This is a genomic window from Metallosphaera javensis (ex Sakai et al. 2022), assembly GCA_021654415.1.
Lineage (GTDB): Archaea > Thermoproteota > Thermoprotei_A > Sulfolobales > Sulfolobaceae > Metallosphaera > Metallosphaera javensis.
On record AP024487.1, the window covers coordinates 549,114 to 564,222 of the forward strand.

Sequence of the window (15,109 nt, forward strand, 5' to 3'; positions counted from 1 at the left end):
CATATGGCATCTTCCAAGCTTGTGGCTCCCCTCTCCGAAGAACTATCCAAGGAGTATGGGATAAAGAGGATCGGGATTAGGAAAGATGATACAGTGAGGGTAATGAGAGGAGAGAACTTCGGTTTTGAAGGAAAGGTTACACAGGTGTTCCCTGATTCAGGCAGAGTAGCCATAGAGGGTCTGACAAGGAAGAAGGCTGACGGAACTCCTGTGTATATTAAGATTCATGCTTCTAAAGTTGAAATAACTAAGCTGAACACAAATGATCCGAAAAGAAAAGATATCATAAACAGGAAGGCTTCAAAACAAAAGGATGAGCAGGGGGGTAAGGCACAATGACCCATATTACTAGGTTAGAAGCTCCTTGGTTTTTGAGGGCAAGTAAGAAGGAGTATAAATGGACCGTTAGGGCATCTCCAGGACCTCATCCGCTGCATAGAAGCATTCCACTGGGTTTGCTTCTTAGGGATTACTTGGCATTTACGTCATCTCTCAAGGAATCCAAAAAGATAATCTCAGATGGAAAGGTGTTAGTAGATGGTAGGATTAGGCGCGACTATAAGTATCCCGTGGGTCTGATGGACGTCGTTGCCATTCCTCACGCTGATTTGTACTTGAGGGTTGTTCCTGACCGCGTGAGGCTTCTTAAACCTGTAAAGATTTCAGAAGAGGAGAGTAAATTCAAATTGGTGAGATTGTTAAAAAAGACTGTCGTAAAGGGAGGTCTACTTCAGTTGAACCTTGAGGATGGGAGGAATATTTTGGTAAACAAGGACTCAACAGAGATGTTTAAGCTTCCCACCCTAACTACTCTGAAGATATCCATACCGAAGCAAGAAATCTTAGCCACGTATGGATTCAAAGAAAATGTTTACGTGATGGCAGTGGGTGGAAAGAATGCTGGCGTTATTGGCCAATTAAAAAGAATCCAGTCATCACCATACAAGACTAGAAGGTACTCAATAGTTGTGATCAGGAGCCCTGACGGATCCGAGTATGAGACTAACCTTGAAAATGCAATGGTAATAGGAGAGGAGAAACCTGAGGTGAAGGTGGAGTAAATGGAGCAGGTAACTAAACAAAATCCAATGAGAAATATAAGAATTTCAAAGGTAACCGTAAATATTGGACTAGGTGAGTCTGGCGAAAGATTACAGAAGGCCTATCAACTGTTGGAGGAACTAACAGGGGCTAAGCCTGTTTACACCAAGGCTAAGAAGTCAATTAAGGAATTTGACGTGAGGAAGGGTGCTCCCATAGGGGTGATGGTGACCTTGCGCCATGAAAAGGCAGAAGAGTTTCTGAAAAAGGTGCTAGCTGCCGTGAACTATAAGATAAAATCCAGTAGCTTCGATAGGCACGGAAACGTTAGTTTCGGAATTGCAGAGCATGTGGTAATTCCTGGTACCCGTTATGATCCCGAAGTAGGTATATTTGGACTGGACGTGGCTATAACCTTTCAGCGTCCAGGTTTCAGAGTAAGCGAGAGGAAAAGGAAGAAATCTAGAATTCCAAATTCCGTGAGGGTGAGGAAGGAGGAATCCATGAAATTCCTCACGGAAAACTTTGGGGTTACCATTGTTTGAGGTGATATGAATGGGTAAGTATAAACCACCGGCTGAGAGGAAGCATGGAAAAGGAGTTCAGTACTGCAGAAGGTGCGGGAGTACTGACTCCGTGATCCAAAAATACGGGATATATCTGTGCAGGCAATGTTTCAGGGAAGTAGCCTATCCGTTGGGATTCAAGAGGTTGAGGTGATGTTAGATGACAGTAATTAACACTCTATCAAACGCACTAAGCTCCCTGTATAATAATGAGACTAGGAGGAACAAGCAGGCCATCATAATGCCATCTTCGAAACTGATAGTGAATGTTCTTCGTGTCATGCAGAAGGAGGGATACGTAGGTGAGTTTGAATATATAGATGACGGTAGATGGGGAAAGATCGTGGTCCAATTGATGGGCAGAATTAACAAATGCGGTGCCATAACCCCGCGTTATTCCCTGACCTATAGGGAAATGATCAGCCTCCCAGATTACATTAGGAGATACCTACCATCTAAGGAGATAGGAGTGATCATAGTATCAACACCCAAGGGAGTTATGACGCACAAGGAAGCAGCCAGACAAAGAACAGGAGGTATAGTCCTAGGTTACGTTTATTGAGGTGAAATAGATGCAGATGGTATCGTTCAGGGAAGAGATTCAGGTACCTGCCGGGGTAACTGTCAGTATTGATGGAAAAGTAGTAAAGGTGAAGGGTAAGAAAGGGGAACTATCAAGAGACTTTTCCTTCGCTCGTTTCCTTGACATCTCCCTTCAGGACGGCAAGATAGTGCTTGAAGCGTCTTTCCTTGGAAGGAAGGAGAAAGCTACTGCATATAGTATAGTGAGACATATCAAAAATATGTTCACTGGAGTTCAAAATGGTTACAGATACTATCTAAAAATTATATTCACACACTTCCCTATAACCGTGAAGGTCGTTAATGACGAGGTGCAGGTCACTAACCTTATTGGAGAAAAGAACGTAAGGGTAGCTAAGATCATGCCAGGGGTAAAGGTGACGGTGAAAGGTGAGGATATAGTGGTAGAAGGGATAGATCTTGAAAAAGTATCTCAGACAGCAGCTAATATAGAAACCGTCACTAAGATTAGGGATTTCGACAGAAGAATATTTTCAGATGGCATTTATATTTATAAGAAAGAGGTGATCTCATAATGAAAACTGAGATGAAATTAAATAAGAAAAAGATATATAAAATGAAATTAAAACATAAGGCGCTTCTCCCAAAATTCCTTAGATATGATTGGGATAAGTACTTCAGGCTGGAAAGACAGGAGAGATGGAGAAGAACTAGGGGACAAGATAACAAGACTAGGCTGAGAATAAAGGGCTTTCCTAAACCAGTTATGGTGGGGTTTAGGAGCCCCAAGGTGATTAGATACCTACATCCGTCAGGTTTGAGGGAAGTTATAGTGAATAATGTGAATGAAGTTGAATCGCTTAAGGATAGTAAGGATAAGATTATCCTGCGAATTTCTGGAAAGGTAGGTCTGAAGAAAAGATTAGAAATAATAAATAAGGCGAAGGAAATGGGATTTCGTATAGCTAATGGTGAATGAACATGGCGGAACTTGAGCTTCAGAAAAGGTTGGCTGCGGACATTAAGAACGCTGGAGTTAGTAGGGTGAGAATTCCCCCAGAATATATCGATGAAGTTGCAGGTGCCCTGACTAGGGAGGAGATAAAGAGATTGATAAAAGACGGCAAGATTGTAATTCTATCAACTCGCGGTAATAGTAGAGGAAGAGTAAAGGAAAGAAGACGTAGCAGAAAGAGGAAAGGAGAGGGCAGAAAGACCGGGAGCAAAAAGGGAAGGAAGGGGGCCAGAACGGGAAGAAAGGAGGAGTGGATTGCTAGAATTAGAAAGATCAGAAGATACCTGAAGTGGTTGAGGGACCACGAGGTTATAGATTCGAGAACCTATAGAACCCTATACATCAAAGCCAAGGGAGGCACATTTAAGAACCTCAACGATGTAAAGACTGTGCTTAAGCAGATGGGTAAATTGAAGGAGTGATCGTAGATGGCACAAGGTCCAAATTACAAGGTTAAGTTTAGAAGAAGGAGAGAAGGAAAAACCAACTATTACAGGAGATATACTTATGTGCTGAACAGGACTGATCGGGTGGTTGTTAGATTGACAAATAAATATGTGATAGTTCAGTTTATGAAATTTGACCCGAAGGGGGATGTAACTGTGGCCGCTGCCCATTCAAGGGAACTTGAGAAGTTCGGTTGGAAGGGCGACGAAAATAATTCCACTGCTTGTTATTTAACTGGATACTTAGCTGGTCTCAGAGCTAAGAAATCAGGGATGACCATGGCCAATGCGGACATTGGGTTATTCACTCCCACTAAGGGAGCAAGGATATTCTACGCATTGAAGGGAGTTATTGACAGTGGTGTTAAGGTTCCCATGGGAGATGTCGGAGTTAGTAATGAAAGGATCACAGGAAAGCATGTAGCTGAATATGCACAGAAGCTTGAGCAGGAGGATCCCGAGAAATACAGAAGGTTGTTCTCAAGGTATTTGGCAAGAGGTTTGGATCCTAAGGATCTGCCCTCCCATTTCAAGGAGGTTCTGAATTCGATTAAGTCAGGTGAGAAATGATGGCAGAGGAAGTGCCTGTTTCAAATGTAGAGGAGTGGAAGCCTAGGACTAAAATCGGGCAGTTAGTAAAGGAGGGTAAGATAACCTCCATAAAGGAGCTCTATGCTAGGAACATGAGTATTGTGGAACCCGAAATCATTGACGTTCTGTTGCCCAATATGAAGTACGAAGTAATTGATATAGGAATGGTACAGAAACAGACGGATGCAGGAGAGTTATCTAGGTATAAGGTATTGGTAGTGATGGGTAATTATGACGGCTATGTGAGCATAGGAGTAGGTAAATCAAAGCAGTTAAGGGTAGCTATCCAGAAGGCGGTCAGAGATGCTAAGATGCACGTGATCCCTGTCAGGAGGGGATGCGGAAGCTGGGAATGTACATGCGGTGAATCGCATAGTTTGCCCTTCCTGGTATCCGGAAAATCTGGCAGTGCGGAGGTGGTGCTAAGGCCTGCGCCCAAGGGAACCGGTCTGGTTGCGGGAGGGGTTTTGAAGACATTGCTAACCTATGCTGGAATAAAGGACGTTTGGTCATTTAGCAGGGGTGAGACTAGGACTACCGACAATTTCATTATGGCAGGGTACAAAGCCCTCTATAACACATATAGATTCGTTACTCCAATAGATTGGGCAAGGAGGAAGTGAAGGTTATGCCATCAATTCTTGTCGTAAGAATAAGGGGAAATGCCTCCGCGCCGTGGGATCTTCAGGAGGTCTTGGAGATGCTGAGGTTAGGCAAGCAATACAGCGCCATGGTATATCCAAAAAGAGATGATATTGTGGGTATGATAAGAAAGGTTCAATCCTACGTTACTTGGGGCGAGCTCAACATGGATGGCGCTAAGGCGTTATTGGCTAGGATTGAGACTGCTAAGGGTGTAATTGATCAGCAGTTTGTGGAGAAGGAGTTAGGATTATCCATGGAGGACTTCATCAAGAAGCTTGTGGAAGGGGAGATTAAACTGAATTCCATTTCCTCCTTAAAATTACCAATAAGGCTTCATCCACCTAGGAAAGGATTTAAGGGTAAAATCAACTCCTTCATTGGATCCGGAGGCGAACTAGGCTATAGAGGAGAAAAAATAAATGAACTTGTAAGGAGGATGGTATAAGATGGTAGTTAGACGTGCAAAAAAATCTAGGAAGATGAGAGCCCATAGGACCATGGGCTGGGGTACAAAGGGGCAACATAGGGATAGAGGTGCTGAGGGTGGAAGACATGTGGGAATGCATAAGGAGAAGTGGTCGTGGATAGTAAAGTATGGAAAGGATTGGTATGGGAAACATGGATTTATCAATCCTACAGCGAGAAAATTAAATGCAATATCCTTAAGGAAACTTGGAGAGTTAATCGAGTCCGGAAAGATACAAGTTACAAATAAGGATGGAAAATTTGAGGTGGATCTTGAAAAGTTAGGATATGATAAGTTATTGGGAGGAGGTCAAGTTAAGATTTCCATGATCGTTAAAGTATCGGCAGTGACCAATAAAGCAAAAGAAAAGATAGAAAAATCTGGTGGGCAAGTTATTTTAACCCCCCAAAGCTAACTGTTTTGATTAGTTCATGTCACTTACGGACGCACTGGCCAAGCTAGGTCAGGTACTTCCAGCTGTTAGAAAGCCTGACGAAAAACCAACATTAAACAAGAAGCTATTATGGTCCATCGTAGGGGTAGTAGTTTACCTTTTAATGTCTTCAGTTCCTCTTTACGGGATCCAGAGCACCTCTCTTAGCAATTTTCTCCTAGAACAGGTTATATTTGCATCCACGGCGGGAACGTTAGCCCAATTGGGAATAGGTCCCATAATTACCGCGGGCTTAATAATGCAGATTCTGGTTGGATCTAAACTTCTCAACCTTAACTTGAATAATGAGGATGATAAGGCCAAGTTTACAGAGGCACAGAAGGGTCTGGCTTTCCTTTTCATTCTCTTAGAATCATTCCTGTTCGCTTTCGCGCTAACTAGGTCAAGTGGACTCTCAAACATTAACATTCCGTTGATAGTAGCTGGGCAACTAATTGTGGCCACCTATCTCATACTTTTGCTTGACGAACTAATACAGAAGGGCTGGGGACTTGGCTCAGGGGTCAGTCTATTCATCTTAGCCGGAACAATGAAGATTATATTCTGGTACATGTTTGGAATAGTTAACGTTCAGTCCCAGAACCTTCCAGTTGGATTCTTCCCATCCTTGGTTACAACCATAATAGATCACGGTAATCTCCTCAATCTGATAGTTAACACCACTAAGGCTTTCCAGCCAGACCTGGTGGGACTTGTAACAACTATAGGGCTGATATTTCTGATAATATATCTTACTTCTATAAACGTTCAAATACCAATTACCTCCCAGAAGTTGAGAGGAATAAGAAGAACGATTCCGCTTAATTTCCTTTACGTGAGTAGCATACCTGTCATTTTCGTCAGCGTACTTGGTGCAGATATAGAGCTATTCTCCTCTTTAACCTCCTACATATCTTCTTCAGCCAGTAGCGTTCTTAATGCCATTCAATCCGCGTTTATATTTCCACCACCCAGCACCACAATTCCACATAGTGTTTACGCCGTAGTATTGGATCCTATAGGAGCTGTCATTTATTCTGTAGTTTTTATTGTACTGGGCATATTGTTCGGAATAGTTTGGGTAGAAGTATCTGGTCTAGATCCAGCTACCCAAGCACAAAATCTTGTGGACGCTGGAATAGAGATTCCCGGTATGAGGAATAACCCAAAAATGATAGAGGCCATCTTGGCTAAGTACATTTATCCTCTGGCGTTCTTTAGTTCCCTAATCGTTAGCGTGATAGCTGTGGGAGCTACACTGTTGGGGGTATACGGTACAGGTGTGGGTATCCTCTTGGCGGTCTCCATTGCAATGCAGTACTATAGTCTGTTAGCATACGAAAGATCTATAGAGATGTATCCCTTGTTAAAGAGATTGATAGGTGAATAGCCGTGAAGTTGGGTATCGTAACCGGGATACCTGGTGTTGGTAAGACAACAATTCTTAATACTATTAAGGAAATCCTTTCCAAGGAAAATTCAAAATTTTTAATAATGAACTATGGTGACTACATGCTAAAGACGGCAATGGAACTAAAATATGTTAATAACAGGGACGAAATGAGGAAATTACCGCTTGCAGTGCAGAGACAACTCCAGCTTGAAGCAGCGAAGAACATATATAAGGACGCATCGTCTCTAGGAGACGGTCTCTCATTTCTAGATACCCACGCAGTGGTTCGCACTCCAGGAGGTTATCTGCCAGGTTTACCAAAACACATTGTGGAGATACTTCAACCTCAGGTGATATTTCTCATAGAGAGTGACCCTGAGCTGATCCTGAAGAGGCAGGAGAACGACAAAACCAGGGCTAGGACCGACTACTCGGATCCTGCAGTAATCAGGGAAACTATGGATTTTGCAAGATATTCCGCCATGGCCTCAGCTGTTCTGGTTGGCGCTTCGGTAAAGGTCGTGAAAAACGTGGAAGGGGATCCATCAATAGCTGCGCATCAAATAATTAAGTCGCTGGTTTAGGATGATTGCACAAATACTTGAGATTTTCCTTTTTTCTTTTGTTCTGAATCTTGTTTTATATCTGCTCTACAGGTATTATATCTCAAGGAAAATTTTACAGTATATGGTAGTTCTTGAGGACCTTAACTCTAGGATAAACAAAATTACCTCGAAGAGAAGGGAAAGAGTGTATAGAAAACTTTCCAAAGATATAAGAAAATATAATAGTGGATTATATTTCTATTCCATGTTACAATCCTTTGCCCTTCTTGGTCTATATATTCTTGGTTTATTTTTTATTTTTTCAATGAATTTTCCAGTTTATCTGCCATTTTCTATCCCGGTTTTAACACAAACTGTTTCGTCCAAGCATGTGGTGCTTGAAGGTCCCATTCTAGTCTACATTCTATCGTTCTTACTTTTCACTCCACTGTCCTTGCGCAGGCCCAAAGCAAATATAAACTAAACCCCAAAATGATCTACAAAGGTGATCTCATGAAGCCTTATCAGAGGACATCTTCTTTAAAGAAGGTTTATAGAAGGCTACCTTCCTCTAAAACTGGGGTTATCTTCAGGAAAAAGAAGCAGGGTGTAGCAAAGTGCGCTATGTGCAAGAAACCTCTGAGAGGTAACGTGGGATCAAAACAGCGGATGTTCGGAGGCTATCTTTGCCACAAATGTCTCCAGAACCTCATTAAATTATCAATGAGAGGAATTTCATGATAATTGTGGTTAGCGGACCATCAGGAAGCGGGAAAACCACGATAGCTAAATCCCTGTCACTCAAGTACGGGCTTAGATTTATTTCAGGAGGTCAAATTTTTAGGGAGAAGGCATCGGCAATGGGTTTGGATCTACTTTCTCTAAATAGGGAGGCTGAGAAGGACTTCGATATAGACAAGGTTATTGATAGGGAGATACTAAACCAGGCCAAGATATCCAATGTTGTGATTGAATCCCATATAGCTGGGTGGATACTTGCCGGGGAATCCACAGTTAGTATTTACCTGTGGGCACCATTGGACGAAAGGGCGAGAAGAATCTCAAAGAGAGACGGTATCTCCTATGAAAAGGCATTGTTGAGTATCCTAGAGAGGGAACAGAGTCACTACTACAGATTCTGGAAATATTACGGAATAGATATTCAGGATCTCTCCCTCTATGATTTGGTGATTAATACCGCCAAACTTTCTCCCGAGAGGGTATTGGGCCTTATCGAATATTTTTTGGATTCTCACATTCAGTTGACTCCCCGTAAATAATTAGCATAGAAATAATTGATGGCTGGAGTAGAATCTTTCATACAACAGTTGACAACCCAGGTTACGGAGATATCGTGGAGTGTTTTTATATTAGCTTGGGCCATTGGATGGGCGTTAAGAGGATCGCCAATTCCAATATTTAAGGTGAAAAGAGCAGGTCAGGATTTCATTGAGGATGCCATAATGGCAGCATTCTGGCTGGCCCTAGGAACTACGGTATTTGCCCTGATCTCCTATTTCGCGGGTCAATTCTAGGTGATTTTAATGAATGTTTTTCAAATTCTTTCAATTTCACAAGATCTGGCCGGACTTACATACTTTCTCGGGACACTTCTGATGGCAATTCCAGTACCCGTTTATGGGGTCAAAAAGTGGGGGCCCAAACTTATTGTTGATGGGATATATTCCTCAATTTTAGTTAATCTATACGAAACCTTAATTCTGTTCGTGGTTCAGCTGGGAAATTATCTGGGGATCAATTGGACCTACTATATCAGCTGGCTTTACCAGCTTCTGACTGGAGAGCTTCAAGTTTACACCTTGATAAGGACCCTTTACGCCACCATAACCTCCTTTCCATACGGAGGAATAAACCCAATAGTGGGACCCCTTAGCCTATTCCTGTCATTAATATCAGGCTTTATGAGCATCACAGGGACCCTAATTGTTATATCTCAGCTGGTGTATAACTATGTAGGACTCATCTTAGCTCTGGGTATACTGATGATGTCAATCCCGTTTAGGATAGGGAGGTCAATCGGCGGATCGCTCATAGGTTTTTCCATAGTTTTCTATGTAGGCCTTCCGCTCTTGCCCTCCTTCCTCAGTGCCTTCAACGTGAATGTCCTTCAAAGTACTGTGGGTTCTGCAGATAATCTCACTGTACTCGCTACTCAAGTTATTCCGGCTTATATTGAGGGAACAGTGTTAATGCCCCTGGTCTATCTAGGTATTCTGGCCTCGCTATCCGTGGGAATCGGATCAGTTATATCGGGGTCGTATTCAAGGCTACCTATACCTGTGGATTTCCTCTAGGTGTTATAATATGAAATCGAGGACCTTGATGATTTTCCTGCTAGTTTATGCGTCCATAATCTCCTATATCGAAACAAAAAATCTGGGTCTCTCTATAATTTCCTTGGTCATAGCCTTGGCTATATTTCTGCTTCCAAGAATCACTTCTGTGCTTGCTGATTAGATTGCTTCTTCTCTTTCTTCACTTCCTTATTCATGAATATAGTAGTTTTTTGTCTTCCTCCCATGTTAATCTATAACGTTAAAGTTCTCGGGGTTATAAATCTGTTATGGGTTTCCAGTTCTTTGATCATACGGCAGATGTGGGAATTAAGGCGTGGGGAAAAACTCTAGAAGAGGCATTTGAGAACTCAGCGCTGGCTGTTTTTGAGATCATGACTGACACCTCCAAGGTGGAGCCAAAGGTTTCAGTGGATGTGCAAGTGGAGGGATACGACCTTGAGAATCTTCTTTATAGATGGATTGAATCTCTTTTGTTTTATTACGATACGGAGTTATTATTATTCAGCAAATTTCAGGTCAAAATAGATGGATTAAGCTTGAAGGCCCAGGCCTTTGGAGAGAGGTTTGATGAGAAGAAACACGAAAGAAGAACTGTGGTCAAGGCAATGACATATCACGAAATGTCCATAAAGACAAACGGAAAGGTTGAGATTACGTTTGTAGTGGATATCTAAAAGCGTGTGAGTGCCGCCGCGGGGACTTGAACCCCGGACAACCCGGTCTCTAAACCGAAGTCTTCAGCCGGGTGCTCTCCCGGGCTGAGCTACGGCGGCACGGATGTAGATTGACGAGCCTAAACTTAAAACTTTTGTTCCGCATGGTTCAGTGGGGGTCCGGCGACACCCGAGGAGTACCCTTATTAGGGTGTCTGTGAATTAGGGTCTCCAGGGACCCCGACATTGGAAGTATTACTGGTCAGCACTAATAAGATCGATAGATCTGTCCTGGAGACCTTTAAGGAAGAACTAGAAAATAAAGGAATTAAATCATATACTATGATAGAAATAGTTCACGTAAGTTTAACCGCATATGACTGGGACAGGGGAGTGTTCAACGCATCCAAAGTGATTGAGATACTCAGCTCGAGAGTACCAAGCCTATCGGGCATGTTGATCTTTGGTCTTTTCTCACCGGAAATGGAGTATGGCAATAAACGGCCTGAATGTATTGTAAGGGGTAACTTATTTCTATTATCCATAGGTAACATGAGGAAGAACGGTATGACTGATCTGTTTACCTATATTAAAAATAATATAAACAAATTTATACAAGGCAATAATTGTTATATTATCAGCTAGATTCTGGAAATAGAGATATTCTATCATTCTACAGGTTAGGCAACGTTCGAGATATACGTCCTCCACATAGGAATAGTTAGTGATGCTTGGTCCAGATCGAACAAAGACATGTTATAACTACTGGACGTTGAGGCTCAGGGGACTAACGAGAATGTAATCGAAATGGGTGAATGGGTTTTATTCCTCGTCGAGAAGAGGAGTATCTCCTTGTGGATCTTGTGGACATGTTCGGTAAACCAGTCTACGACCTACTGAACAATGATCGTCTCAGAACTTTCGTTGAGGATAACGAGATATACATGAGGGTGGAATGTGAATCGCTGGACGGAAAGACCTTCGACAATAGCCATAGATTTATGGAGTATTGCCTCGAGAGGGTAGAGGGATGGACAGGACGGGAGAGCTCCCAGTAGCTCCATGAGGCACCTGTGTTTTTCCTAACTCTACATGATTTTTGCATACTTCCTTTAATCTGCCTTCAAGCCAGGCTATTTTGATGGCTGCCAATTATCTGCGTGCGTGAAGTGGTAACCCTAAAGGCAAGACTTAACAACGTCATCTAAAGGAGCGAGGTAAAGCTCCTTCATCTCACCGTTCACGTTCTCCAATACGTTAACGTAATACATCCTTTTCCCCTTGCGAATAATCACGTTGTCTTACTTGTACCTTATCTCGGTAAAGTTAGGGTTACCCAAAACTGAAAGAAAATGAGGGCATGGGGGCTCTGCCCCCACAATTGGACAAGTGCGACCGCCGGGATTTGAACCCGGGATCTCTGGCTTGGGAGGCCAGCGTCCTAATCCAGGCTGGACTACGGCCGCACTCTAAATAATGGTGATATTCGCCTATTAATAAATCTAAACTAGATTTCACAGGAGTGTGTCCAACAATATTGCTATAATAGACAATTTAAGTTGGGCCAGGACGGGTTAAGTTTGGGTGAGAGCGTGAATATCGCGTCTCTCCCCGTCCTGACCCAACGTGTTACCTTCTCAGGGTTAATAACCTTGCAAGGTTCCACTCCCTGGAGTTGGTGAGGGCCCTTGCTGGTTACTATCTGGGCCACTCGCTCAGGAGGTTCAGGTTAACCAGGAGCACTGTTCACTACTACCGGAGAAGGCTGTCCAGCGCGAGAGTTGACGTGTCAGCGGGAGAGTACTCGGTGGACGAGACCAAGCTGTGAAGGGCGTGGTGTACCATCTATGGGTCGTGATGGGTCTTAACACGGGGGTCTTGCCCTTCTTCACGAGGCCAGGTCAGGTCTGGACGAGCTAGTAGGGGCAGTGAGAGAGGTTAAGCTAAGGGTGAAGGCCAGTTACGTCCACGACCTCCCCGCATACAACTTCCCAGCAGCGGTTGAACACGAGCACATCGCCTTCGTGAGGAACAGGGTTGAACAGGTCTTCAGGACGATGAAGCACAGGCTCTCCGGGATGGACTTCCACTTCCCATGGAACTCCAGCAAGTGGAGCCTGAGGAAGTGGTTCTCCGCTTACTTCACCGTCCGTCAACAGACCCACAGAGATATAATACCCTAGATATCACGGCAAAGGATAAATAGTTTCTCTAGATCCAGAATGTATATGGCTCAGATTGTTGGATCAATTTCAGGGCTGGGACCCGCCCTGGGCCCCATCATCGGTCTAGAGATAAGCCTCAACGTGAAGCAGGAGGAGTGCCTCCAGCAGGGGTTGAGGACTTACTTCTCCCTTTACCAGGGAGGAGACCCCAGGAGGTACGAGGTTTACCCTGCTATTGCTACCTCCCAGAGGTTGAGGGTGGAGGCTGACAGCGACCCGGACAGGGTGTACAGGCAGGGCATACTCTTCAGGACGGAGGACACGGGGGAGTGGTACTACGTGGGCGGGGTATCTCCCCACTGGACCAACGGGACGATCATCACGTACCAGGGAGGGAGCAAGGCCACCTCCTACGGGAAGATCAGGGTGGGAATCCTGGACAGGTTCGCCCAGGCGGGGATTGGGGTTTTCCCCATGGAGAAGTTGAGGGTTCCCCCAACGTGGTACAACCCGGCCCAGTTCAGGGACTGTGGCGGTATCCTGGGACCCGTGTGGAACTTGCTCTCAGGTTACCAGGCGATATTCATGGGGTTGATGACCCAGGCGCCCAATTTAAGAGTGCGGAACAGCATGTTGACGTATAGGGACAAAAAGGGAAATTATAACCTATCCAGGTCAGGCGAAGAGGAAATGAAGTTAGCCTCAGACAACTATCCCTTCGTCTACGAGGGAATAGGGGCCACCCCAGCCAAGCCCATACAGATAGGCAGCCTCTCCATCCCCACCAACATGTACTTCCCCTTCTTCACGTTGAACGGGATGAGCCAGGAGATCGCCTCACTCTGTACCCAAATTATGCCCAAGTATCTATGCGACCTAGGTAAGTCCATTACCAGTATTGGTGACGCCGACCTGGGCGCTCCCATCCTCACCTCCATCGCCTGCGGGAACACGTGTTCAGGTTTCGGGATAGCCGGCCTGGTCTCGGGATACCACATCCTCCAAGGCCTAAACGCGGTCGCGGTGAGGGCAGTGACACCACCTCCCTTCACCTCCTCGGGCGTCTCTACCTGGGCAAGAGACCTGGGCCTAGAGCAGGAACTCCTGGCTCTCCTGGACGCCAGGAACCGCTTCAGGAGGGCCCTCTCCGAGCTGGGCTTCCCTCCCTTCATCTCCCTCGCCGCTGCAACCCTTGTTGACTGGATGGACCAGTCCTACGAGCAGGCCCTGGCCTCGGCCAGGGAGATAGCCCAGGAGCTCCAGACCACCTACAGCAGGCTTGTCCAGGAGCTCTCCGGAAATCCTCCCCCAATCACGGACAGGTTGCTCTACAGGGAGTGGTACGAGCGCAAGCTCAGGGTGGAGAACTGCGCCTCCGAGGCCATCCAGGATCACCCCGACTACTCCTACGACGATCTCGCCGAGATGGTTAACGACTGCGCCTCCACATACGACTAATTTAACGTGTTTCTGACTCCCTTCAACGAGTTTGTCCGTAGTGTCGTCAAACTTGCATAAATTAGCTTTATGGCTTCGTGACTTAGCATTGAATTCCTTGAACTTTGAAATATCCCAACATGACGACACTATGGACACACTCATTTCACAGCCTCAGTAACAAGAGACGTATACGATGATAATTTCAAAAAGATTCTATAACGAGTTATAATTTAAACTATTAACTTCATGGTACAACGCTTGGCTCCACTCAGGCAGGTTTATCGTAATAAACCAAATCCTATCAGTCCATTTTCAGCCCCAGCACTCCCTTATCATGAATCACCATTCCTTTCACTGCAGAACTCTCCAGTAATCCCTCCAGAAGCTCTTTCAGGTTATTTGTCACGGTTTCTGACATGAGGTTAGGCGACAACACTTTTACATAATTATCTCCTTCCTGAACTTGTCCGAATATTTCCAGAAGAAATTTGCACATTCTCATCACTCCTTCCCTACTATCCTGGAAGCTCTCCTTGGCAATAATTCCTAATCTTTTCCCAAGGTCTCGCCATTCGCCCTCTTTACCGGTCATTGAGAAAGGGGCTATTGTTATGGTACCCTTGTAACTCTGAGAGATTTTGCCCAATACAATGATTAGCTCCTTAACTTGATTCAGGTTAACCCCGCTGGCCTCTATTTCAAGGGCGTTACTCAACAAATAGTTGGTGTAATCATACAAGCTCATCCTCTTGGATGATGCCAACTGGTCCAATTTAACGTGTAATCCCTTATCCATAAAACACGGATGCCTGTTGGATTTCCTTTTCCTCTCCGACATAGCATAAAAGA

The 15,109-nt window shown here is 44.5% G+C and carries 26 protein-coding genes, 2 tRNA genes and 1 pseudogene; 25 read left to right on the forward strand and 4 right to left on the reverse strand.

Annotation, left to right across the window (positions count from 1 at the left end; all coding sequences use genetic code 11):
• The first annotated feature begins 3 nt into the window (after positions 1-3).
• The 21 genes from rplX to QVC96_RS03430 all read left to right on the forward strand — a co-directional run bounded on the left by rplX (position 4) and on the right by QVC96_RS03430 (position 10,676).
• Complete coding sequence (gene rplX, locus QVC96_RS03330) at positions 4-339, forward strand: 50S ribosomal protein L24 (RefSeq protein WP_238024603.1); 336 nt, start codon at positions 4-6, stop codon at positions 337-339.
• Entirely contained in the window at positions 336-1,061 is a 726-nt protein-coding gene (locus tag QVC96_RS03335) for a 30S ribosomal protein S4e (protein WP_238024602.1), read from the forward strand. Before rplX ends, QVC96_RS03335 begins: the two co-directional genes overlap by 4 nt.
• A complete protein-coding gene (locus QVC96_RS03340) occupies positions 1,062-1,586 on the forward strand; it encodes a 50S ribosomal protein L5 (protein ID WP_238024601.1) in 525 nt (174 codons plus the stop codon).
• Between the two features lie 10 nt (positions 1,587-1,596).
• Complete coding sequence (locus QVC96_RS03345) at positions 1,597-1,761, forward strand: 30S ribosomal protein S14 (RefSeq protein ID WP_011921251.1); 165 nt, start codon at positions 1,597-1,599, stop codon at positions 1,759-1,761.
• Between the two features lie 6 nt (positions 1,762-1,767).
• Positions 1,768-2,169, forward strand: a complete 402-nt coding sequence (locus QVC96_RS03350) for a 30S ribosomal protein S8 (protein WP_238024600.1) — start codon at positions 1,768-1,770, stop codon at positions 2,167-2,169.
• A gap of 10 nt (positions 2,170-2,179) precedes the next feature.
• Positions 2,180-2,725: a 50S ribosomal protein L6 gene (locus tag QVC96_RS03355; protein WP_287689909.1), complete on the forward strand. Its 546-nt coding sequence runs from the start codon at positions 2,180-2,182 to the stop codon at positions 2,723-2,725.
• On the forward strand, positions 2,725-3,129 hold the full coding sequence (locus tag QVC96_RS03360) for a 50S ribosomal protein L32e (RefSeq protein ID WP_238024598.1): 405 nt from the start codon (positions 2,725-2,727) through the stop codon (positions 3,127-3,129). Before QVC96_RS03355 ends, QVC96_RS03360 begins: the two co-directional genes overlap by 1 nt.
• A 2-nt stretch (positions 3,130-3,131) precedes the next feature.
• A complete protein-coding gene (locus tag QVC96_RS03365; protein ID WP_287689910.1) occupies positions 3,132-3,587 on the forward strand; it encodes a 50S ribosomal protein L19e in 456 nt (151 codons plus the stop codon).
• A gap of 6 nt (positions 3,588-3,593) precedes the next feature.
• The gene (locus QVC96_RS03370; protein WP_238024596.1) at positions 3,594-4,181 is read left to right on the forward strand and encodes a 50S ribosomal protein L18; all 588 of its coding nucleotides are present in this window, start codon (positions 3,594-3,596) and stop codon (positions 4,179-4,181) included.
• Positions 4,181-4,825: a 30S ribosomal protein S5 gene (locus QVC96_RS03375; protein WP_238024595.1), complete on the forward strand. Its 645-nt coding sequence runs from the start codon at positions 4,181-4,183 to the stop codon at positions 4,823-4,825. The genes QVC96_RS03370 and QVC96_RS03375 overlap by 1 nt, the downstream gene beginning before the upstream one ends.
• A gap of 5 nt (positions 4,826-4,830) precedes the next feature.
• A complete protein-coding gene (locus tag QVC96_RS03380; protein ID WP_238024594.1) occupies positions 4,831-5,292 on the forward strand; it encodes a 50S ribosomal protein L30 in 462 nt (153 codons plus the stop codon).
• Position 5,293: 1 nt separating this feature from the next.
• Positions 5,294-5,728, forward strand: coding sequence for an uL15 family ribosomal protein (locus tag QVC96_RS03385; RefSeq protein ID WP_238024593.1), 435 nt, complete (start codon positions 5,294-5,296; stop codon positions 5,726-5,728).
• Positions 5,729-5,744: 16 nt separating this feature from the next.
• Positions 5,745-7,136, forward strand: coding sequence for a preprotein translocase subunit SecY (gene secY, locus QVC96_RS03390; protein ID WP_238024592.1), 1,392 nt, complete (start codon positions 5,745-5,747; stop codon positions 7,134-7,136).
• A gap of 2 nt (positions 7,137-7,138) precedes the next feature.
• The gene (locus QVC96_RS03395) at positions 7,139-7,723 is read left to right on the forward strand and encodes an adenylate kinase (protein WP_238024591.1); all 585 of its coding nucleotides are present in this window, start codon (positions 7,139-7,141) and stop codon (positions 7,721-7,723) included.
• A gap of 103 nt (positions 7,724-7,826) precedes the next feature.
• Positions 7,827-8,168 carry a hypothetical protein gene (locus QVC96_RS03400; RefSeq protein WP_238024590.1) on the forward strand — a complete coding sequence of 114 codons (342 nt, stop codon included), beginning with the start codon at positions 7,827-7,829 and terminating at the stop codon, positions 8,166-8,168.
• Positions 8,169-8,197: 29 nt separating this feature from the next.
• On the forward strand, positions 8,198-8,425 hold the full coding sequence (locus QVC96_RS03405; RefSeq protein WP_255775946.1) for a 50S ribosomal protein L34e: 228 nt from the start codon (positions 8,198-8,200) through the stop codon (positions 8,423-8,425).
• Positions 8,422-8,964: a (d)CMP kinase gene (gene cmk, locus QVC96_RS03410; protein ID WP_238024589.1), complete on the forward strand. Its 543-nt coding sequence runs from the start codon at positions 8,422-8,424 to the stop codon at positions 8,962-8,964. The genes QVC96_RS03405 and cmk overlap by 4 nt, the downstream gene beginning before the upstream one ends.
• 18 nt (positions 8,965-8,982) lie before the next feature.
• Complete coding sequence (cedA1, locus tag QVC96_RS03415; protein WP_238024588.1) at positions 8,983-9,219, forward strand: DNA import protein CedA1; 237 nt, start codon at positions 8,983-8,985, stop codon at positions 9,217-9,219.
• Positions 9,220-9,228: 9 nt separating this feature from the next.
• Entirely contained in the window at positions 9,229-9,999 is a 771-nt protein-coding gene (gene cedA / locus QVC96_RS03420; RefSeq protein WP_287689911.1) for a DNA import protein CedA, read from the forward strand.
• Positions 10,000-10,009: 10 nt separating this feature from the next.
• A complete protein-coding gene (locus QVC96_RS03425; RefSeq protein WP_287689912.1) occupies positions 10,010-10,162 on the forward strand; it encodes a hypothetical protein in 153 nt (50 codons plus the stop codon).
• Between the two features lie 106 nt (positions 10,163-10,268).
• Complete coding sequence (locus QVC96_RS03430) at positions 10,269-10,676, forward strand: archease (RefSeq protein ID WP_287689913.1); 408 nt, start codon at positions 10,269-10,271, stop codon at positions 10,674-10,676.
• An 11-nt stretch (positions 10,677-10,687) separates the two neighbouring features.
• On the opposite strand, the gene QVC96_RS03435 is transcribed toward QVC96_RS03430, so the two are convergent.
• Positions 10,688-10,775: transfer RNA gene (locus QVC96_RS03435), tRNA-Phe, on the reverse strand.
• A gap of 126 nt (positions 10,776-10,901) precedes the next feature.
• Between QVC96_RS03435 and QVC96_RS03440 the strand changes: the two genes are divergently transcribed.
• Together QVC96_RS03440 and QVC96_RS03445 are read left to right on the forward strand one after the other, a co-directional pair.
• Positions 10,902-11,300, forward strand: a complete 399-nt coding sequence (locus tag QVC96_RS03440) for a hypothetical protein (protein ID WP_287689914.1) — start codon at positions 10,902-10,904, stop codon at positions 11,298-11,300.
• 170 nt (positions 11,301-11,470) lie between these two features.
• Positions 11,471-11,713 (forward strand): hypothetical protein, encoded by a 243-nt coding sequence (locus tag QVC96_RS03445; RefSeq protein WP_238024580.1) that lies wholly within the window; start codon positions 11,471-11,473, stop codon positions 11,711-11,713.
• 120 nt (positions 11,714-11,833) lie between these two features.
• Here the strand turns inward: QVC96_RS03445 and QVC96_RS03450 are convergent, their stop codons facing one another.
• Positions 11,834-11,950 carry a putative integrase gene (locus tag QVC96_RS03450; protein WP_238024579.1) on the reverse strand — a complete coding sequence of 39 codons (117 nt, stop codon included), beginning with the start codon at positions 11,948-11,950 and terminating at the stop codon, positions 11,834-11,836.
• A 95-nt stretch (positions 11,951-12,045) separates the two neighbouring features.
• Positions 12,046-12,121, reverse strand: a tRNA-Gly gene (locus tag QVC96_RS03455).
• Between the two features lie 164 nt (positions 12,122-12,285).
• On the opposite strand from QVC96_RS03455, the pseudogene QVC96_RS03460 reads away from it, so the two are divergent.
• A pseudogene (locus tag QVC96_RS03460) lies at positions 12,286-12,838 on the forward strand (IS6 family transposase); the annotation flags it as partial.
• A gap of 45 nt (positions 12,839-12,883) precedes the next feature.
• Positions 12,884-14,278: a hypothetical protein gene (locus QVC96_RS03465; protein ID WP_287689915.1), complete on the forward strand. Its 1,395-nt coding sequence runs from the start codon at positions 12,884-12,886 to the stop codon at positions 14,276-14,278.
• A 283-nt stretch (positions 14,279-14,561) separates the two neighbouring features.
• On the opposite strand, the gene QVC96_RS03470 is transcribed toward QVC96_RS03465, so the two are convergent.
• Positions 14,562-15,098, reverse strand: coding sequence for a hypothetical protein (locus QVC96_RS03470; RefSeq protein ID WP_287689916.1), 537 nt, complete (start codon positions 15,096-15,098; stop codon positions 14,562-14,564).
• Positions 15,099-15,109: the final 11 nt, after the last annotated feature.